The organism is Ottowia oryzae, from assembly GCF_003008535.1.
Classification (GTDB): Bacteria; Pseudomonadota; Gammaproteobacteria; order Burkholderiales; family Burkholderiaceae_C; genus Ottowia; species Ottowia oryzae.
In genome coordinates this window covers 1,882,428-1,902,014 of record NZ_CP027666.1, presented here as the reverse complement: position 1 = coordinate 1,902,014, position 19,587 = coordinate 1,882,428, and the positions used below count along the sequence as shown (strand labels likewise).

The window sequence follows — 19,587 nt, the reverse complement described above, 5'->3', positions numbered from 1 at the left end:
CAGCAGATGAGCAGGCCCAACGGCGCGCTCCATGCTTTCAAAGGCCTTCACGAGAGGCTTGAAGAAGAAGAACCCCAAGGCCTCGATTAACCCTTCACTTGCCACCAACGCCCTATGACCTACTCGACCCTCTCACGTCGCAACGCCCTTCGCGTCGCTGGTGCCGCCGCCACCGTGGCCGCCGGCAGCCTCCTCGCCTCCCGCGCCTGGTCTCAGCCTCGCAAGCTCACGTTTGCGTGGAACGCCAATGCCTTCTGCTTGTCGCCGGTGGTGGTGGCCCAAGAACGAGGCCTGTTCGAGAAAAACGGACTGCAAGTCGAGCTGGTCAATTACACCGGCTCGACCGACCAGTTGCTTGAATCGTTGGCCACGGCCAAGGCCGACGCCGCAGTAGGCATGATTCACCGCTGGCTCAAGCCCCTGGAATCCGGCTTCGACGTCAAGATCGTAGGCAGCTCACATGGTGGATGCGTTCGGTTGGTCGGTGCCAACGACGCCGGCGTAACGAGCCTGTCCAAGCTCAAGGGCAAGATCATTGGCGTCTCAGACATCGCCAGCCCTGGAAAAAACTTCTTCTCGATCCTGCTCAAGAAAAACGGCATTGACGCGGACAAGGACGTGCAGTGGCGCCAGTACCCTGCCGACCTGCTCGACGTCGCGGTGAACAAGGGCGAGATCCAGGCCATCGCCGACGGCGACCCGGCGCCCTATCTGATCGAAAAGCGCAACAAGGGCAAGTTCACCGAGCTGGCGACCAACCTGTCGGGCGAATACAAGGACAAGGTCTGCTGCATCGTCGGTGCGCGCGGCGAGCTGGTGCGAAAGGACAAGCCCACCGTGGCGGCGCTGGTGCGTTCGATCGTGCAGGCCTCCGACTACGTGGCGGAAAACCCGAACGAATCCGCCAAGCTCTTCGCCAAGTACTCGCCGAAGGTGCCTGTGCCAGATTTGCAGGCGTTGCTGGGAACCTTAACCCACAAACACCACCCGCTGGGCAAGAGCCTGCGCGACGAAGTTGAGTTCTACGCCAGAGATTTTCGCTCGGTAGGCGTACTCAAAGCATCCACCGATCCCGCACGTCTGGCCAATCACGTGGCCGTGGACGTGCTTGCCTGATGGAGCACGGCATGACTGCGATTCCAAACGCACTACCTGGTCCCTACAGCGCGCGTGCTGCCGCGAACGCGGTCGAGCCGCCGGCAACCGTTGGCGAGCGCACGGACGCCTCCCAGATCACCCACCAGGTGTGGCGCACTGGTGTGCTGGCCTCATTTGCCTGGGCGGCTCTAGGCTCTCTCACACTGGCTTGGCCTAACCATGAAGCGGGTTTCACAGACTGGGCGTTCACTTCTGAGTTCGGTGTCGCTGCCTTGTTCGTCGCATTGGTCTTGGTGGTTTGGTCCGTCCTGGCCCCGAAAGGCGGACGTTGGTCAAGCTCGGTTCGCGCAGCAGGCCAGTGGTTGGTCGCTGCGCCATTGCTGATCACCCTTTGGGAAGTGCTGACGGCCAAGCTCGGCGCATTGCCGCCGCCATTTTTTGCGCCGCCTCAAAGCCTGATAGAGGTGGTTCACGAAGATTGGTCGCGCTTGGCGCTGTCGACCGGACACTCGGTTCGTTTGCTGGCACACGGCTTCGTGCTCGGCGCACTGGTGGGGTTCGCCACCGGCGTATGGATTGGCTGGTCCCGCGTCGCGGGCTATTGGGTTCACCCGCTGCTGCGCTTCCTCGGGCCGATTCCGGCATCTGCGCTGCTTCCGCTGGCGTTCTTCTTTGCGCCTTCGAGCTATGCCGCGGCGGTCTTTCTGATTGGCTTGGCCACGTTTTTCCCTGTCGCCGTTCTGTCATGGTCCGGTGTTGCGTCGGTCAACAAAAGCTACTACGACGTAGCTCGCACGCTAGGCGCGAGCGAATGGTTTCTGGTGTGGCGTGTCGCCATACCTGCGGCACTTCCGCAAGTGTTCGTCGGCCTTTTCATGGGTTTGGGTGCTTCGTTTTCCGTGTTGGTAACGGCCGAAATGATGGGCGTGAAAGCCGGCTTGGGTTGGTACCTGCAGTGGGCGCAGGGGTGGGCGGCTTACGCCAACATGTACGCAGCACTGCTCGTCATGGCCGTGCTTTGCTCCGGGCTTATCACACTGCTTTTTGCCGTGCGTGACCGCGTCTTGTCGTGGCAGAAAGGAACGGTGAAATGGTAGAGCTCAAACCCAGTGCAGAAAGCACGCAAGAACCCGGCAACATCCGCGGAGCACATATTCAGGTCAAGAGCGTCAGCCATTGGTTCGGCTCTGAATCTGACCCGCTGCAGGTGATCGAAGATATCGACCTCGAAGTCCCGCCCGGCGAGTTCGTCGCCCTGCTGGGACCAAGTGGTTGCGGCAAATCGACGCTGTTGCGGCTGGTCGCGGGCCTGGAGCCCGCCACGGCGGGCAGCATCACTCAGGATGCAGCATCGATTGCCAGACCGGATCCGTCTCGCATCGTTGTGTTCCAGGATCCGACGCTCTATCCATGGCGTACCGTGCGCGACAATGTGGCGCTCGGCTTGCAAGCGCGCGGTGTCCTCAAGACACAAGGGCATCGCATAGATGAGGCGCTGGAACGCGTCGGCCTGTCGGATTTTGCAAAGGCGTTTCCGCACCAACTGTCTGAACCGCCCCGACTTTCGAGGAGGCCGCTTGGTTTAAGTTGACACCTCTGCCGAGGTGTCGCTGACGGCTAGTTGAACCGCCCCGACTTTCGAGGAGGCCGCTTGGTTTAAGTTGACACCTCTGCCGAGGTGTCGCTGACGGCTAGTTGCCTCCAGTAGTTTGCCTCAGCTTCTGCCGGAGGGATGCCCCCAATCGGCGTGAGCAATCGGACATGGTTGAACCAGTGCACCCATTGCAAGGTGGCCAGTTCCACGGATTCCCTGGTCTTCCAAGGTCCCCGGCGGTGAATCAACTCGGCCTTGTACAGACCGTTGATGGTCTCGGCCAGCGCGTTGTCATAGCTGTCTCCCCTGCTGCCCACTGAGGGCTGTATGCCCGCCTGGTCCAACCGTTCGGTGTAGCGGATGCTGACGTATTGACTGCCCCTGTCGGAATGGTGCGTCAAGGCATGGGCTGCTGGCTGGCGGTCATACAGCGCCTGCTCCAGCGCATCCAGCACGAAGTCCGTTTGCATGCTGCGGCTGACTCGCCAGCCCACGATGCGCCGGGCATACACGTCCACAACAAAGGCCACATACAGCCAGCCCTGCCAGGTGGAGACATAGGTGAAGTCCGACACCCATAGCTCGTTGGGACGGCTGGCCTTGAAGTGCCGGTTGACGTGGTCCAGCGGGCACGGGGCCGAGGTATCCGGCGTGGTGGTGCGCACCGCCCTGCCACGGCGTGCCCCTTGCAAGCCCATGGCACGCATCAGACGCTCGACCGTGCAGCGCGCCACCACGATGCCCTCGCGGTTCATCTGCAGCCAGACCTTGTCGGCCCCGTAGACCTGCCAGTTGGCGTGCCACACGCGCTGGATGTCGGCCTTCAAGCCCTCGTCACGCTGGGCGCGTTGACTGCGCAGTTGCGGGTTGCGTTGTCGGGCTGCGTGGCGCCAGTAACACGACGGGGCCATCTGCAGCACCCGGCAGATGGGCTCGACCCCGTAGTCATCACGGTGGCGGTCGATGTAGGCCTTCACGACTTCAATCGGCGGTCGAGCTCCGCCTGCGCGAAAAACGCGCTGGCCGTCTTCAGGATGTCGTTGGCCCGGCGCAATTCCTTGACCTCACGCTCCAGCTCCTTGATGCGCAGGGCGTCTGCAGTGGTGGTGCCGGGGCGCTGGCCGCTGTCGACATCGGCCTTCTTGACCCAGTCGTTCAAGGTCTGCGGCGCGCAGCCAATCTTGGGAGCAATCGATTCAATGGCTGCCCACAGCGACGGGTAGTCGGCTCGGTGCTCCTGCACCATGCGCACGGCGCGCTCGCGCACTTCCGGGGAGAACTTCGGTGACTTGTTCATGGCTCCATCTTCTCAAGTGTTGGAGCCTCCTCAAAATACGGGGCGGTTCAAGTTGCCTCCAGTAGTTTGCCTCAGCTTCTGCCGGAGGGATGCCCCCAATCGGCGTGAGCAATCGGACATGGTTGAACCAGTGCACCCATTGCAAGGTGGCCAGTTCCACGGATTCCCTGGTCTTCCAAGGTCCCCGGCGGTGAATCAACTCGGCCTTGTACAGACCGTTGATGGTCTCGGCCAGCGCGTTGTCATAGCTGTCTCCCCTGCTGCCCACTGAGGGCTGTATGCCCGCCTGGTCCAACCGTTCGGTGTAGCGGATGCTGACGTATTGACTGCCCCTGTCGGAATGGTGCGTCAAGGCATGGGCTGCTGGCTGGCGGTCATACAGCGCCTGCTCCAGCGCATCCAGCACGAAGTCCGTTTGCATGCTGCGGCTGACTCGCCAGCCCACGATGCGCCGGGCATACACGTCCACAACAAAGGCCACATACAGCCAGCCCTGCCAGGTGGAGACATAGGTGAAGTCCGACACCCATAGCTCGTTGGGACGGCTGGCCTTGAAGTGCCGGTTGACGTGGTCCAGCGGGCACGGGGCCGAGGTATCCGGCGTGGTGGTGCGCACCGCCCTGCCACGGCGTGCCCCTTGCAAGCCCATGGCACGCATCAGACGCTCGACCGTGCAGCGCGCCACCACGATGCCCTCGCGGTTCATCTGCAGCCAGACCTTGTCGGCCCCGTAGACCTGCCAGTTGGCGTGCCACACGCGCTGGATGTCGGCCTTCAAGCCCTCGTCACGCTGGGCGCGTTGACTGCGCAGTTGCGGGTTGCGTTGTCGGGCTGCGTGGCGCCAGTAACACGACGGGGCCATCTGCAGCACCCGGCAGATGGGCTCGACCCCGTAGTCATCACGGTGGCGGTCGATGTAGGCCTTCACGACTTCAATCGGCGGTCGAGCTCCGCCTGCGCGAAAAACGCGCTGGCCGTCTTCAGGATGTCGTTGGCCCGGCGCAATTCCTTGACCTCACGCTCCAGCTCCTTGATGCGCAGGGCGTCTGCAGTGGTGGTGCCGGGGCGCTGGCCGCTGTCGACATCGGCCTTCTTGACCCAGTCGTTCAAGGTCTGCGGCGCGCAGCCAATCTTGGGAGCAATCGATTCAATGGCTGCCCACAGCGACGGGTAGTCGGCTCGGTGCTCCTGCACCATGCGCACGGCGCGCTCGCGCACTTCCGGGGAGAACTTCGGTGACTTGTTCATGGCTCCATCTTCTCAAGTGTTGGAGCCTCCTCAAAATACGGGGCGGTTCAAACAGCAGGTTCTGCTGCATATTGCGAACCGTCTCTATGGAGATGTCACGCGCCGCCGCGATGCCGCGCAGATCGCCCTTGACGAGCGTAACCTGCCCGCTGCTCATGGCGACGTCTGTGCCGGTTCCCATGGCAATGCCCACGTCAGCCTTGGCCAGCGCCGGGGCATCGTTGATGCCATCGCCCGCCATGGCGACGACGCGCCCTTGCTTCTGCAGGCGCTCAACCAGCGCTAGCTTGTCTGCTGGCGTGACCTCGCCATGCACCTCATCGATGCCGAGCTTCACACTAACGGCCCGTGCGGTCGTCAGTCCATCTCCCGTTGCCATCACGATACGCATGCCACTGTCGTGCAGCATCTTGATGGCATCGGGCGTGGTCGCCTTAATTGGGTCTGTGACCGCCAGCAGACCTGCCAGTTGTCCGTCTACGGCTAGATGCATAACGCTGGCGCCTTCGCCGCGTAGGCGCTCACCATCGCCTTTCATAGCATCGGTCGAGATGCGCTCCTGCTGCATCAGCGCCGTGTTGCCGAGCACAAGACGTTTGCCCTGAACGCTGCCGCGTACTCCGATGCCGCTGCCCGAATCGAAATCGGCGGGCGCAACCAAACTGAGGCCCTTCTCACGGGCTGCACTGACGATGGCATCGGCCAGAGGATGCTCGCTGCCTTGATCAAGACTGGCGGCCAGGCGCAGCACCTCGTCTGGCGTGTAGCCCGACGCGGCAACGGCAGTGTCGAAAGCGGGCTTGCCTTCGGTCAGGGTACCGGTCTTGTCCACGATCAGGGTATTTACCTCGCGGAGCTTTTCGATGGCGCCGGCGTCCCGAAACAGAATGCCCTGCGTCGCCGCGCGCCCCGTGGCGACCATGATGGACATCGGGGTCGCCAGCCCGAGCGCGCACGGGCAGGCAATGATCAGCACCGCCACGGCGTTGATCAGTGCGAAGACCCAGCTCGGTTCTGGCCCGAAGAAACCCCATACAAAGAACGTAGCGATGGCGATCAGTACCACGACGACGACAAATTTTCCTGCCACCACGTCCGCCATGCGCTGCATCGGAGCCTTCGAACGCTGCGCGTTCGCCACCATCTGCACGATCTGCGACAGCAGGGTGGCCGCGCCAACCTTCTCCGAGCGCATCACCAGTGCACCGCTGGTGTTCAAGGTGGCGCCGATCACCTTGTCGCCAACACGCTTGGTGATCGGCAAGGGCTCGCCCGTCAGCATGGATTCGTCGACGGCGCTGCTGCCTTCGGTCACGACGCCATCGACCGGCACCTTCTCGCCCGGGCGCACACGCAGCAGATCATCGACGTGGACATGGCTGAGCGGAATGTCGTCCTCACTGCCGTCGGCATTGATCCGGCGCGCGGTCTTGGGCGCCAGACCCAGAAGCGCCTTGAGTGCCGCCGATGTCTGTGAGCGCGCCTTCAATTCGAGGACCTGGCCCAGCAAGGTCAGCGAAATGATGACGACGGCCGCCTCGAAATAGACGGCGACACGACCCATGGAAACGAATGAGTCGGGGAACATGCCGGGCGCCAGTGTAGCGACCACGCTGTAAATGAAGGCGGCGCCTGTACCCAGACCGATCAGCGTCCACATATTGGGACTGCCATTGATGATGGATTGCCAGCACCGCACGAAGAAGGGCCAGCCGGCCCACAAAACCACGGGCGTTGACAGCACCAGTTCGATGCAGGACTGGGTGTCCATGTCGAACCAGCCCAGACGGTGGCCAAACATCGCCAGCACGGTGACGATAACGGTCAGCGGCAGCGTCCACCAGAAGCGGCGTTGGAGGGCCACCAGCTCGTGGCTCTCCTCTTCATCCAACGGAATGACTGGCTCCAGGGACATGCCGCAGATGGGGCAGTTGCCGGGATGGTCCTGTCGGACTTCTGGATGCATCGGACAGGTGTAGATCGTGCCGGCCGGAGTGGCGGGCGCCTCGCGTGACGAGGCAACCGACACAGCGACGGTACCTAGTGTTCGGTTAACACCTTGGTCGTGCGCGTGCTGCTCGCTAAGAATGTGGCCTGTCTGCGTTGCTGAGCCTTCGAGGACCAAGTGCATCTGGCACTTCGGGCAGCGCCCGGGATGGTCCTGCCGAACCTCGGGATGCATTGGGCAGGCGTAGGTCGTGGGCGCTAAGCCCGATGCAGGCCCAGAGGGGTCGCGACCATTGTGATTAGAGTTCATCGGTTAGCCTTTCGGTCGATTCGTCAGAGCGGCAAAGGCATCGTCGTGCCTACCATCGTAGAAAGGTCAACAGCCAAGAGGCCATGACCCCTTCAGAGTCCAGCTTTGCGCGCTGCTTGATTGATCTCGTCATGACGTGCTTTGACATCGGGCGGCCACTGGGCTTTGATCCAAGAGAGCACAGCAACTATTTCGTCGTCGCTCAGCACACCGCTATAGATGGGCATGGCGGTCTTGTAGTCAGGCTGGTCGATGAGCTTGGCAAGGCCAAACTTCGTAATCGCAAACAACTGAGAGTCCGGGTGATGCCAGGTATGGCCGCTCGGATCGTGCGGAGGAGCGGGCAACAGGCCATCCGGACCACGTTCACGCCAATCGGGTTGACCTTCTCCCCGCGCCCCATGACAGGCCGCGCAGTGCTGGGCGTAGATGCGAGCACCAACACTCACAACCTGCGGATCGTCTGGACGCAGCGTGTACAGTTGCAGCTTGGCCCATGGCTTGTTTTCCACCACCATGTACGTGCCCGCAGCGAGCAGTGCCACGAACAACAGCGCCCCTAGACCTATCACCACCCAGCGCGGTCTTTTGTGAGTAATCAAGTCACTCACAGCCTGCCACAGCAAGGCCGCGGTGCATAAACATGTGCGCTAGGGGATTCAGAAGTACAACAGCGCAGGCCACGATTGCTCCAGGTTGGCACGGTGCCCAATCCACGGGAAATGGCCTGCGACCGCGCCGAACATGAGTAGACCAACCGCATAGCGAGACCGCCACTATCCTCGTCCGCCCTCATCAGCGCTGGCTCAAGCGAGATCGCCGTGAGCATGGTCCATGGTGAGCTTCACTTGATTGAGGAAGAACCTGGCGGCGTCGGCGGCAGACGGTCCATCATCATTTTCATCATCGACTCCATCATCGCCATGCGCTTTTCCATCATTTGATGGTGATGCTGCATACCAGCCATGCCTGCAGGTGGACTCGCCGCTGCCTGGCCGTGCATCATGCCCATCATCTGTATGCCGCCCTGCATGGTCTTCATGTGCTCGTCCATGAGCGCCTGGCGGGCTTCCGGCGTCTTTGCTGCATTCATGTTCTCGTGCATCTCTCGCATCGCTTGCATGTGTGCATCCATGTTCTGCATCATTGCAGCGTTGGGCAAATTGGGCGCGCCGGCAGTTGCTGGCGGGGTGGCGGCGGCTTGGCCAGGGTGGTGGGCGACATGGTCGTTGCTTGCCGGCGCCTGTGCCTGCGCGCTGACAAGAGAGCCAAGCGCCAGCAACACGCCAGCGGACAACTTGATCAGTGATTTCATCGTCAACTCCTTCAGAGAAGCACTTTCGAACTCTTACGCATGGCTTTGGAACACACGGCTGCTACCGTCGCGCGACACCAGCAGCGTGTCGTAGCGGTCGCGGCGACCGCCGTAGACCGCGCCGTCCATGCCCGGCGAGCCAATCGGCATGCCGGGCACTGCGAGACCCAGCGCCTGTGGCTTTTCCCGCAGCAGGCGCTGCACATCCGAGGCCGGCACATGCCCTTCGACGACGTAACCGCCCACCAGCGCCGTATGACAGGACCCGTACTTGGTGGGAAGTCCAAGGCGTGCACGCACGGCGTTGTTGCCTGTGTCGTGGACGGTGATCTTGAAGCCGTTCTTTTCCATATGCGTGATCCAGTCGCCGCAGCAACCGCAACTGGCGTCCTTCCAGACCTCAACCGCAACACCTTCGCGCCTAGCTTGAGCACGAGGCGAACCTAAGGTGAGCAAGCCCAAGCCGCCCGCTATCGCCCATTGCCCAAACTGCCGGCGACGCAAATCATTGGTGCTCATGTTGTTTCTCCTGTTCTGTCCTGTGGGTCACTCAAGGCGCGACCTTGACCTTGCCCACCATGCCTGCTTCGAGGTGACCGGGCACGGTGCATGCGAAGTCCACCGTTCCAGACTGGGTGAACTGCCACACCATGCCGCCGCGCTGTCCGGGCTTCAGATGAACTTGATTGGGCTCCTTGTGCACCATCCCCGGGTTCGCTTGCATTTCCTTGGCATGTGCCTTCAAATCGTCGAGTTGGCCAAGAACCATCTCATGATCGACTTTTCCGTTGTTGCGCACGAAGAAGCGAATGGTCTCTCCCGCTTTCACTTCGATGGCGGACGGCGTGAACCGCATGTCATCGCTGAGTGCAACTTCGACGGTGCGTGAGACCTTCTTGGGATCACCCGGTTGTCCGTACATACCTGCGTGTTCTGCGGCCGTCATGTTTCCGTGCGAAGCGGGCATGCTGTGACCATGGGAGTGGTCGCCGGCGGCCAGTGCAGAGATGGGGAAGATCGCTGCCAGCAGCAGCGAAGTGAACAGGTGCCTATTCATCGAATACTCCAATTCAAATTGCGCAAGTGATGTTTAAAACCAGAAGCTGAGGCCAGCCACCCAACGAGTCTGGCTATCTCGGCCTCCTGACGCCCGCACGAAATCGCTTGTGCGACCGAAGGATTTTTGCCACTCCACGCCAACGTATGGCGCGATCTGGCGCGTGATTTCATAGCGCAACCGCACGCCGGCGGTCGCTGTGCTCAAGCCTTTGCCACGGCCGTTTTCACGGTCGTCCTTGCCGTAGAAGGTCCACTCAGTCCGGGGCTTCAGGATCAGCTTCTGCGTCAGGCGCCAGTCGTATTCGCCGTCCAGTCGCAAGGCCGTCCGGCCGCCGTTGCCTAGGTAGGCGGTGGCACTCAAGTCAAACCAGTAGGGTGCGAGGCCCTGGATGCCGACGGCTAGCCACTGACGGCTTCGTCCCGTGCCTTTGTCGAGGCGCACACCAAGCTGGCTGTCCCAGTACCCAGCGACCGCATGGGCCCACAAGAACTCGGTTCGCGAATCGTGGAGCTTGCCCTTGGCAACCTCACCTTCGGCCTTGACGACCAAGTAATCGAAGTCGCGTCCGAATCGGCCTTGCAGGTCGTAGGCGGTGAAGTTTGAACCCCGACGCGTCCAGACCCGTTCCAAGCGATTCACCCGCAGGTTTCCGAACGCGTGCTGGTCGCCCAGTTCCAAGCGCGTCACCCCTGGGGGAACGTGCTCTCCTGTTCCCCGCTCGAACCCTTCGGAGTACGCGTTGGGGTCGCGAGCGTCCTCTGGAGGGCTCCCGCCTTGCATCTGCATGCTGCCGTGATCCATCGTTGCCGAGTTGGCGATGGGTGTCGACGAAGCATCGTGCGTAGCATGTGCTGCTGTCGGCTGGACGGCCTGCGACCCGACTGCGCTTTGTGGACCACTGTGGCTTTGGTGGCCCTGCGCTAAGGCACCTGATCCGCTCGCGAGCAACAGGAGCGCAAGCGACAGGGAGGTTGCTTCTGCGAGGGTCGTCCGGGCTAGCCGCGATGAAAATTTGATACCGTTCATGCAACCACCACCTCTCGGAACATACCCAAGTCCATGTGGAACATGAGGTGGCAATGCCACACCCAACGGCCCAGGGCATCTGCGGTGACCAGGAAGCTCACGCGCTGTGCCGGTTGGACCGGGACGGTGTGCAGGCGTGCCAGGAATTCACCGCCGGGCGATTCCAGTTCACTCCACATCCCGTGCAGGTGCATGGGGTGCGTCATCATGGTGTCGTTGTGCAGGATGACTCGTAGCCGCTCCCCATAGCGAAAGCGCAGTGGTTTGCTGTCGGCGAAGGCCAGACCATCGAGCGACCACGTGTAGCGCTCCATGTTTCCGGTGAGGTGAAGCTCCATCTCTCGTTCGGCGCCCCGTGGATCGAGCGGGCCACCAATAGTCTTGAGATCGGCCAGATTGAGCACGCGCCGGCCGTTGTTGCGCAGCCCGACCCCGGGGTCGTCCAGGTTGGTGCGTGGCATGTCCACCCGCATGTCGGTGCCCGGCCCCCACTCTGTGCGCGCATGCCGCACCGTGGTCGATGGCTTGGCCAGGTCGTTGGACGCCGTGCCATGGGCACCGTGGTTCATTCCACTCATGGACCCGTGATCCATTCCACCCATAGCACCATGGTTCATGCCACCCATGGCACTGTGGTTCATTCCTCCATGGTTTGAGACAGAGTCGATTTGATGGCTTTGGGTCTGCGCGCCATGACCGCCGCCGTGGTCCATGCCGCCCATCATGTCTGCCATGGTCAACCATTGGACCGTGTCCAGCGCGGGAACCGGCGCACTCAAACCTTGGCGGACAGCCAGCGTGCCGCGGGCGTAGCCAGTGCGATCCATGGATTGCGCGTAGATGGTGTAGACGTCGTCCGTGGGCTGCACCAACACGTCGCAGGTCTGGCCCGGGCCGAACCGAAACTCGTCAACGGTCACGGGTTCCACGTCCTGCCCGTCCATTTGCACCACGGTGAGCTTGAGGCCGGGTAGGCGCACGTCGTAGAAAGTGTTGCCGGCGCCGTTAATGCAGCGCAATCGCACACGCTCACCCCGCTTGAACTGGGCGGTCCAGTTGGCGCCCGGCGCACTGCCGTTGATGAGGTAGCTGAGCACAGTTGAAGACAGGTCTGCCAGATCGGTTGGGCTCATGCGCATGGCGTTCCACATGTCACGCTCGCGAAGTGCAGCGCTTAGCCCGCTCGTATGCACATCGCGCAGCAATTCACGCATGACGGGACGGTTCTGATTGAACACATCACCCTGCGCCTTGAGCTTGTGGAGTGCACGCATCGGGTCGGTGCCGGTCCAGTCGGACAGCAACACGACATGCTCGCGGTCGGCGCGGATACGCTCGCCATCTCGCGGCTCGACGATCATCGCACCGTAGATGCCTGTCAACTCCTGCATGCCACTGTGCGAGTGATACCAGTAGGTGCCGCTTTGCTCCAGCGTATAGCGGTAGGTGAAGGTCTCGCCGGGTGCAATGCCAGCAAAGCTGACTCCGGGCACGCCATCCATCTGAAACGGCAGAATGATGCCGTGCCAATGGATGGAAGCTGTTTCTCGCAAGCGATTGGTCACCCGGATCGTGACTGTCTCTCCCTCGCGCATGCGCAGGGTGGGACCGGGGAGGCTGCCATTAATGGTGGTGGCGATGCCGGTTCGGCCATCGAAGTTGACGGTGGTTTCAGCCAACGTCAGGTCGAAGTTCGGGCCGCGCAGCTCAGGTGGCGTGCCGGTGCGCGCGGCTACCAAGGTCTCTTGTGACCATGCAGGCAGGTGGCCAAAAGCGCCGAACGCTCCACCAGCCGCCAGCGCCTGCATGAATCGGCGACGGGAGGCTGCCGCACGCGGGGAGTCGGTGGGGGAAGATGAAGAAAATCTCATGACGGTGAGTGTGGTTCCCGCCAGCCGACGGGACACTTACCGCCCAATTACATTTTTGTCATCTTGCGGGCGGCGACGGGGACTGAGGGCACACTTGCGTCGTGAGATGCTGTGGCCATGAAGATACTGATCGTTGAAGACGAGACCAAGACCGGCGACTATCTGCGCCAAGGGCTGACCGAGGCCGGTTACGCGGTCGAATTGGCGCGCAACGGTGTCGATGGTTTGCACTTGGCGCTGACCGACGACCACGACCTGATCGTGCTCGATGTCATGCTGCCGGGTCTAGATGGCTGGCAGATTCTGGGTGCATTGCGCCAGGCTGGAAAATCGATGCCGGTGCTGTTCCTGACCGCACGAGATTTGGTCGAAGACCGCGTCAAGGGCCTGGAGTTGGGTGCGGACGACTACCTGCTCAAACCTTTCGCATTCGCCGAGTTACTGGCTCGCGTGCGGACGCTGCTGCGCCGCAATACGCGTGGTGTGGCCGAGTCCACCGTTCTTGAAGCGGCAGACTTGTCTCTCGACCTGTTGCGCCGCCGTGCCGCCCGCGCCGGCCAGCGCATCGACCTGACAGCCAAGGAGTTTGCGCTGCTGGAACTGCTGCTGCGTCGGCGCGGCGAGGTGCTGCCACGTTCGCTGATCGCATCGCAGGTGTGGGACATGAATTTCGACAGCGACTCCAACGTGGTCGAGGTCGCGGTGCGACGCTTGAGAGCGAAAGTCGATGATCCGTTCGATCTCAAACTAATCCAGACCGTGCGCGGCATGGGCTATCTGCTTGACGACGGAACAAGCGAAACGCGATGACAGAGCGCGCCTCGCTCGGAACGCGCCTTACGGTGTTGCTGGCGACAGTGGCAAGCACCGCACTTGCCCTGATGGGTGGCGTCACGTTGTGGGCACTTGACGATCACTTCGAAGCGCAGGACCGCGGCACGTTGCACAGTCACCTGCAACAAGCACGGCAAATGATCGCGCAGGTTGCCGACCAGGCTGATCTCGAAGCGCTGCCGGCGAAGTTCGAGTACGCCTTTGCCAGCCACCACGATCTGGCCGTCCGCTTGGAGGATGCGGCTGGCCTATCCTTGTTCCGTCAGAACGCCATTACGGTGCCGGCCGAATTGCTACGACGCCCGGATGACGCGCATCCCACGACCACGCTGAGTTGGCGCGAGGGGGACCATGCATGGCGAGGCAGCGCCATGCTGATGCCGGTGTCGATGAGCGGTGCGGCTCCTCTCACCGTTGCGATGGCACTCGACATCCACCACCACGAGACCTTCATCTCAAACTTTCGCAAAGCCTTGATCGGCTATGTGTTGTTAACCGCGCTCGGCTGCGCTGTGCTGGCCTGGTGGGCGGTGCGTCAAGGGCTGAAGCCGCTGACAGCGATGCAGGAAAAGGCCGCCCTTATCGGCTCGGGCCAACTCGATGTGCGCATGCCGGTTGATGAAGGTCCAAGTGAATTGGCTGAACTTGCCGCGTCGCTGAACGCGATGCTTGCGCGCTTGCATGACGCGTTCGAGAGGTTGACGCGTTTTTCGTCGGACATCGCACATGAGCTGCGCACACCGCTGTCCAACCTCTTGACCCAGACCCAGGTCGGCCTCAGCCAGCCGCGCAGCACGGCCGACTACCAGGAGATTCTGGCTTCAAACTCGGAAGAGCTGGAGCGCCTTTCACGCACGGTGGCCGACATGCTGTTGCTGGCCAAGGCCGAGCATGGGCACCTTTTGCCATCGCGTGAGCCCGTTGCGCTCGGCCACGAGGTGCGTGCGCTCTTTGAGTTCTATGAAGCGCTGGCAGATGATCGTGGCGTAACTCTGCATGTATCCGGCGATGCCACGGTCATGGGTGATCGCCTGATGCTGCGGCGGGCAGTGAGCAATCTGCTTTCGAATGCGCTGCGCTATACGCCACGAGCCGGGACTGTGGAAGTGCGTATCGAAGAGCGTGGAGGTGAGGTCCGGCTGGCGGTCGAGAACGCCGGTACGCCCATTGCGCCCGACGTGATGAAGCGGCTTTTCGAGCGTTTCTACCGCGCTGAGCAGGATCGCAGCCACTCCATCGGTGAGGGTGAGGGAGCAGGCTTGGGCCTTGCCATCACGCAGGCGATTGTGCAAGCGCACGGAGGGCGCATCCAAGGCTATGCCAATGCCGAAGGAAACGTGTTCGAAATTTTTCTCCCACCAAATGCTAATTGACGCAGCACTCTGACAGGCGCCGCATTCAGTCTGAACGACGCGCGGCAGGGGAGATCTTGTCGTGCGAATGGGACCTCAGATAGCAATGACTAACGGGCTCTGGTTGATTCCGACCGGCGCGCCTGTCACGGCAGGCCGCGATGTCCGCTTTGGCGTCTGCATCAGTCCAAACGGGTGAAGGAACTAAGTTCCGCAATGGGTCGACGGCACCCGTTCGCGGCCATGAGCGGCTGCGCACTGGACAACAACGACCGACAGCTTTCAGATCGTTAGCAGCCGGACTTGGATTAGCGACACCGCGGGGGTCAGGGTTGATTGACACGCTGCTGAGGCGCTTCGATCATGCCCCGCTTCATCTTTTCCCAAAGGGTTTTTCGGCTGATGCCGAGCAGTTCTGCTGCTTTGCCGATGCTGCCGTTCGAGGTGGTCAGCGCGCGCCGAATATGAGTTGTCTCAGCGCGTGTGAGGACTTCGTGAAGTGGGGCAAGGTTGCCATCGCGGTCGTGGCTGCCAGCGAGCTCGGGCGCGCCATCCAGCACATCAAGTATTCCCGCCTCGCTCAATGCGACGGCCTGCTCCAAATGCGCCCTGAGCTCTCGCGCATTTCCCGACCATCGTTGAGCCATGAGGCTGCGCATAAACGCCTCTGACGCCGCGACCGGAGCTCCTTGCTCTTCGGCAATTTGAAGCAGCATTTGCTCGGCCAACCAGCGAATGTCTTCTGGTCGTTCGCGCAGAGGAGGTAGATGCACGCGAACCACCGCAAGCCGGTAGTACAGATCCTCCCGAAAAGCGCCTTGCTGCATGGCTTCCTGGAGGTCGCGATTGGTCGCTGCGACGACTCGGAAGTCGCTGCGCATGACAGATTCCGAACCGAGACGGAAGAAGCTTCGCTCTTGCAGGGCCCTCAGCAACTTCGCCTGCATGCTGGCCGGCAGATCAGCGACCTCGTCAAGAAACAGCGTACCGCCGTCGGCACGTTCCAGATAGCCTCGATGCGCGCGGTGCGCTCCTGTGAACGCGTGCTTTTCATAGCCGAAGAATTCCGCCTCCATGAGTGTTTCCGGAATGGCCGCGCAGTTCACGGCGACAAATGGAGCATCACCCCGCGCACCGCTTCGATGAACCAACTGTGCAGCCACTTCCTTGCCGACCCCCGACTCACCGGTGAGGAGCAACGAAACTCGTTGGGGCCCCACTTTCTGCAGCATGCTCTCCACTTGGCGCATTGCCATTGAGATTCCCATAACGACATCGTTCTCCGCAGATCGGCCAGAAGTCGCCACCAGCACCGAGGCCACCAGCGCTTCTATGTCGAATGGCTTGGTGAGGTACTGACGAGCGCCCGCTTGGACGGCTCGAACAGCGTCATTCACACTGCCGTAGCCAGTGAGAAAGAACCAAGGGATGCCACGAACCCGGGCAGGAAGATTGACGTACCAGTCAGACGCAAGACCGTCGGGCAGTCTGATGTCACTAACGACTGCCAGGGGATCTTCGTCGATAGCCTGACGAGCTTGATCCAACGTATGGCACCAGCGGACATTGAAGCCTTCAAGCTCGAAACGCTGCAAGAGCGATTCGCCCATGATGGGATCATCTTCAACTAACAGAATGGTCTTCATGTGACTCGCGATTGGGTATGCGGAACACCATCCGCGTTCCAGGTTTGTGACTCTCGTCCACGCCAAAGCGCCCCCCTCGCTGGAGAGCAATCTGGTGGCAGACCCAGAGACCAAAGCCCCTAGGGTCATCTCCCATGGTTGAGTCGACGATCGTTTGCAGATCGGCTTGGCTGAAGGCCTTGCCGCGATGTTGCACCGTGATCTCGAACGCTTCATCATCGATCGCGCACTTGACCAGGACTTCGTCGTCAGCGTCTGCGGCCTTCACAGCATTGAGAACAAGGTTCAGAAGGACCTGCCGAAGGATGGACGCCGCAATGTGCGCATCTGCCTCGATGCTGGACACCCCGCGGATAACGACCGATCGGCTGACTGCTGCCGGACCGGCCAGAGTCAACACATCGTCGAAGTCTTGGGCGCCAAAGTCCCTGTCTTCAATTCGCGCTTGAGGCAGGAGTGCCGAGACAGTGACGCGAATTTGGTGCAATCCGCGCTGGAGGAGATCGACCGAGCGACGGCGAGTTGCTTCGGAATCCCCATGGACCTTCAATGTCTGAACAGCGTTGATCAATCCTCCCAACGGGTTGTTGATTTCATGCGCGACGGCCGCTGTCATGCGACCGACCGCAGCCAACCTTTCAGACGACAGTGCTCGCCGCTGGGCTTGTTGCCTCTCCCGCAGTTCTGCAATCAATCGGCGCACTGCCGAATAGATGCGCGCCAGTTCCGGGTCGGCATTGGAAGACAGTTCGGATTCAATCTGCGTGGATGGATCTTGGCCGATACGTGAAATTGCCCGTGCCAGTTCGCGAATCGGCCTTGTCATGCGTCTTCCCGCGATCCATCCAAGAGGAGCAAGGAAGAGTACGGAAAGTGCCGCGCCGAGTGCAGCAGACTTTCCGAGCGTTGCCCAGTCAGGCTCGAACGCGGCCCGCTCCACGGCAACAAGGGAGTAGCCCATCTTGGCGCCGTCCTCACTCAGGACGGGATTCACCAAAGCAACGCCACCGTCGGGCAGATCCACCTTGCTCGGTCCTTTCAGGTGTTCAATCAAATTGAATGGAACTCCTGGAACGGGCGCGCTAGTTGGGAACCGGCTTGGGTCTGACGACGCGAGCGTGTGCGCGTCTGCGCCGAGGATGGCTGCATTCGAATGACCTTCCGCCGCTGCCGGTAGGAGGCCTGCAATGTCACGCAGGAGAACGAACGCTCGCCAAGTGTCGTTCGACAGGAGGTACGGCTTGGCTTGACCAGACAGCAACACGGACGCGCGAGAAATGGCAGCTTCAATCTCGGATCGGGCTGTTGCGGCAGCACTTCTCGCAGCCACCACCGTGACAAGCAATGCAGTCAGAAGCACGGCCAACGATAGTCCCAGAGGAATCTGGAGGCGATACGGCAGTCGGAACCACATGGCGGTTTCGCCTAGCTCGGTACGCCCGAGTTGGGTGTCTGCGAGGCCATCTGACGAATCGAGTCGTAGAGTGCGGGCGATCCGTCTACGAAGCCCGATAGGTTCAGACTGTCGAGCAGTCCCTGCCCCGTCGGATCTTTCGACATTTCGATCAATGCATTCCTCAGAGGCTCCACGGAGGCAGGGCTGACAAGGCTTGGCGTTACAAACGGTGGAAACCCACAGGGCGTAGAGCGCCATACAACCTCGGTCTGCAGGGCGCCTTGCATTCCCAGTTTCAGCATCGTGTCCCAGATGTACCCATCTATCGCACCCGCATCGGCAAGGCGTGCCGCTACCGCATCGGCGACGTTGCGATGCCCATACGCAAAAAACTGACCGCGCAAGTCGGTTGAAGCAACGCCGGCCGCCGCCATTTGTGCTTGCGCCACCAGCCACCCAGAGTTCGACAGCGGATCCGAATACGCGAGAACTTTGCCGCGCAGGTCTGACCAGCTCTGGGGCGTTGTTGTCCCACGTGGACGGATCAAATAGGCTTGATACTGAGGCATCCCGCGATACAGCGGTACCGCCAAAAGCCTCAAAGAAGATTGATACCGAACGAAGGGGTAACCGCATATCCAGGCCGATTCCACCTGACCGGCGGACATCAGTTCCATCACGGCGCGGTACTGATCTCGAACCACGAAAGAGACGCTGGTCTGCGTCCGGTCCGATAGATATGCGGCCCAACGAGTCAGGAATGCTGTCTGATCCGACAGCATCACCGCAGTCACGCCAATGCGCAAGCGACGCGAGGGTTGTGCACTAAGCCCTGTCCCGTAGGCAGCGCTCCCTGCGATGAACAGTCGCCGTTTCATGTCGGCCTCGGTAGGTTACGAGATTGGAACATTAACGCGACCGTGACGTTACTAAATCCGGACATACCCGGAGGTGGCCGCGCGTAACCTGTTGATTTTCATAGCCCGCTGGACGGGCATGGATCCTGCATTCCCACTCGTGTCCAAAGACGACTACTAGGAGACACGTATGGAAAATCAGAAACTCAGTCGCCGCATCTTCCTCAAGACCAGCGGTGGCACGGCAGTCGCGTCCATGGGCGCCGCCAGCGCCGCATTGATGCCGTCGACGGCACAAGCCCAGGCTGCCTCGCCCGCTGGAACAACCACGTTGCCGTATCCCAAGGCCAACGTCGGCAAGGCAGGCGGCATGCCGGTCAACAAGGTCGTCAGCTTCACCTACCCCGACTCATCCTCACCGTGCGTGGCCCTACGGATGGGCGCACCTGTCCATGGTGGGGTTGGGCCCAACAAGGACATCGTGGCATTCAGCGCGATGTGTACGCACATGGGCTGCCCAGTGGCGTACGAAGAAGCCACCAAGACCCTGAAGTGCGGCTGCCACTTTTCGATCTTCGATCCCGAGAACGGCGGACAAATGGTTTGCGGGCAGGCGACCGAGGATCTTCCGCGCGTGATGCTGAACTACGACGCGGCCACCGACACAGTCAGCGCAATCGGGATGGATGGGTTGATCTATGGCCGTCAGGCCAATGTCCTTTAAGGAGATCTTGCC

General features: G+C 61.3%; 16 protein-coding genes, 2 pseudogenes and 2 other annotated features. Of the genes and pseudogenes, 6 read left to right on the top strand and 12 right to left on the bottom strand.

Going from position 1 to position 19,587, the window contains the following annotated elements; translation table 11 throughout:
- The first annotated feature begins 114 nt into the window (after positions 1 to 114).
- From C6570_RS08845 to C6570_RS08835, 3 genes and pseudogenes are all read left to right on the top strand, one after another.
- Positions 115 to 1,116, top strand: coding sequence for an ABC transporter substrate-binding protein (locus C6570_RS08845; RefSeq protein ID WP_106702874.1), 1,002 nt, complete (start codon positions 115 to 117; stop codon positions 1,114 to 1,116).
- Positions 1,117 to 1,127: 11 nt separating this feature from the next.
- Entirely contained in the window at positions 1,128 to 2,195 is a 1,068-nt protein-coding gene (locus C6570_RS08840) for an ABC transporter permease (protein WP_106704607.1), read from the top strand.
- A pseudogene (locus tag C6570_RS08835) lies at positions 2,189 to 2,647 on the top strand (ABC transporter ATP-binding protein); the annotation flags it as partial. The gene C6570_RS08840 and the pseudogene C6570_RS08835, both read left to right, overlap by 7 nt.
- 107 nt (positions 2,648 to 2,754) lie before the next feature.
- Here the strand turns inward: C6570_RS08835 and C6570_RS08830 are convergent.
- The 9 genes and pseudogenes from C6570_RS08830 to C6570_RS08790 form a co-directional block, all read right to left on the bottom strand.
- A protein-coding gene (locus tag C6570_RS08830; protein ID WP_106701051.1) for an IS3 family transposase occupies positions 2,755 to 3,989 on the bottom strand; the annotation gives its coding sequence in 2 pieces (ribosomal slippage) (positions 2,755 to 3,701 and positions 3,701 to 3,989; 1,236 coding nt in all).
- Positions 3,595 to 3,711 (bottom strand) — a sequence feature (AL1L pseudoknot). (Overlaps the previous gene by 117 nt.)
- Before the next feature lie 49 nt (positions 3,990 to 4,038).
- Positions 4,039 to 5,237: pseudogene (locus C6570_RS08825) on the bottom strand (IS3 family transposase); the annotation flags it as partial.
- Positions 4,843 to 4,959: a sequence feature (AL1L pseudoknot), on the bottom strand. (Overlaps the previous pseudogene by 117 nt.)
- The gene (locus C6570_RS08820; protein WP_106702873.1) at positions 5,137 to 7,494 is read right to left on the bottom strand and encodes a copper-transporting P-type ATPase; all 2,358 of its coding nucleotides are present in this window, start codon (positions 7,492 to 7,494) and stop codon (positions 5,137 to 5,139) included. The gene C6570_RS08820 and the pseudogene C6570_RS08825, both read right to left, overlap by 101 nt.
- A 92-nt stretch (positions 7,495 to 7,586) precedes the next feature.
- Positions 7,587 to 8,012, bottom strand: a complete 426-nt coding sequence (locus tag C6570_RS08815; RefSeq protein WP_106704606.1) for a c-type cytochrome — start codon at positions 8,010 to 8,012, stop codon at positions 7,587 to 7,589.
- Positions 8,013 to 8,338: 326 nt separating this feature from the next.
- Positions 8,339 to 8,809, bottom strand: coding sequence for a hypothetical protein (locus C6570_RS08810; protein WP_106702872.1), 471 nt, complete (start codon positions 8,807 to 8,809; stop codon positions 8,339 to 8,341).
- A gap of 33 nt (positions 8,810 to 8,842) precedes the next feature.
- On the bottom strand, positions 8,843 to 9,328 hold the full coding sequence (locus tag C6570_RS08805) for a DUF411 domain-containing protein (protein ID WP_106702871.1): 486 nt from the start codon (positions 9,326 to 9,328) through the stop codon (positions 8,843 to 8,845).
- A 31-nt stretch (positions 9,329 to 9,359) separates the two neighbouring features.
- Positions 9,360 to 9,866 (bottom strand): cupredoxin domain-containing protein, encoded by a 507-nt coding sequence (locus C6570_RS08800; protein ID WP_106702870.1) that lies wholly within the window; start codon positions 9,864 to 9,866, stop codon positions 9,360 to 9,362.
- 33 nt (positions 9,867 to 9,899) lie between these two features.
- Positions 9,900 to 10,895, bottom strand: coding sequence for a copper resistance protein B (locus tag C6570_RS08795; RefSeq protein WP_245896374.1), 996 nt, complete (start codon positions 10,893 to 10,895; stop codon positions 9,900 to 9,902).
- Positions 10,892 to 12,766: a copper resistance system multicopper oxidase gene (locus C6570_RS08790; protein ID WP_106702869.1), complete on the bottom strand. Its 1,875-nt coding sequence runs from the start codon at positions 12,764 to 12,766 to the stop codon at positions 10,892 to 10,894. Before C6570_RS08790 ends, C6570_RS08795 begins: the two co-directional genes overlap by 4 nt.
- Before the next feature lie 117 nt (positions 12,767 to 12,883).
- Here C6570_RS08790 and C6570_RS08785 point away from each other — a divergent pair, with 117 nt between their 5' ends.
- Together C6570_RS08785 and C6570_RS08780 are read left to right on the top strand one after the other, a co-directional pair.
- Positions 12,884 to 13,576 (top strand): heavy metal response regulator transcription factor, encoded by a 693-nt coding sequence (locus C6570_RS08785; protein WP_106702868.1) that lies wholly within the window; start codon positions 12,884 to 12,886, stop codon positions 13,574 to 13,576.
- Positions 13,573 to 14,973, top strand: a complete 1,401-nt coding sequence (locus tag C6570_RS08780) for a heavy metal sensor histidine kinase (RefSeq protein WP_106702867.1) — start codon at positions 13,573 to 13,575, stop codon at positions 14,971 to 14,973. Before C6570_RS08785 ends, C6570_RS08780 begins: the two co-directional genes overlap by 4 nt.
- A gap of 305 nt (positions 14,974 to 15,278) precedes the next feature.
- Here the strand turns inward: C6570_RS08780 and C6570_RS08775 are convergent, their stop codons facing one another.
- The 3 genes from C6570_RS08775 to C6570_RS08765 form a co-directional block, all read right to left on the bottom strand.
- Complete coding sequence (locus C6570_RS08775; protein WP_106702866.1) at positions 15,279 to 16,598, bottom strand: sigma-54-dependent transcriptional regulator; 1,320 nt, start codon at positions 16,596 to 16,598, stop codon at positions 15,279 to 15,281.
- Complete coding sequence (locus C6570_RS08770; protein ID WP_211297668.1) at positions 16,576 to 17,652, bottom strand: sensor histidine kinase; 1,077 nt, start codon at positions 17,650 to 17,652, stop codon at positions 16,576 to 16,578. The genes C6570_RS08775 and C6570_RS08770 overlap by 23 nt, the downstream gene beginning before the upstream one ends.
- A gap of 371 nt (positions 17,653 to 18,023) precedes the next feature.
- On the bottom strand, positions 18,024 to 18,872 hold the full coding sequence (locus C6570_RS08765; protein ID WP_164675517.1) for a PhnD/SsuA/transferrin family substrate-binding protein: 849 nt from the start codon (positions 18,870 to 18,872) through the stop codon (positions 18,024 to 18,026).
- A 169-nt stretch (positions 18,873 to 19,041) separates the two neighbouring features.
- On the opposite strand from C6570_RS08765, the gene C6570_RS08760 reads away from it, so the two are divergent.
- The gene (locus C6570_RS08760; RefSeq protein ID WP_106702864.1) at positions 19,042 to 19,575 is read left to right on the top strand and encodes an arsenate reductase (azurin) small subunit; all 534 of its coding nucleotides are present in this window, start codon (positions 19,042 to 19,044) and stop codon (positions 19,573 to 19,575) included.
- Positions 19,576 to 19,587 lie beyond the last annotated feature (12 nt).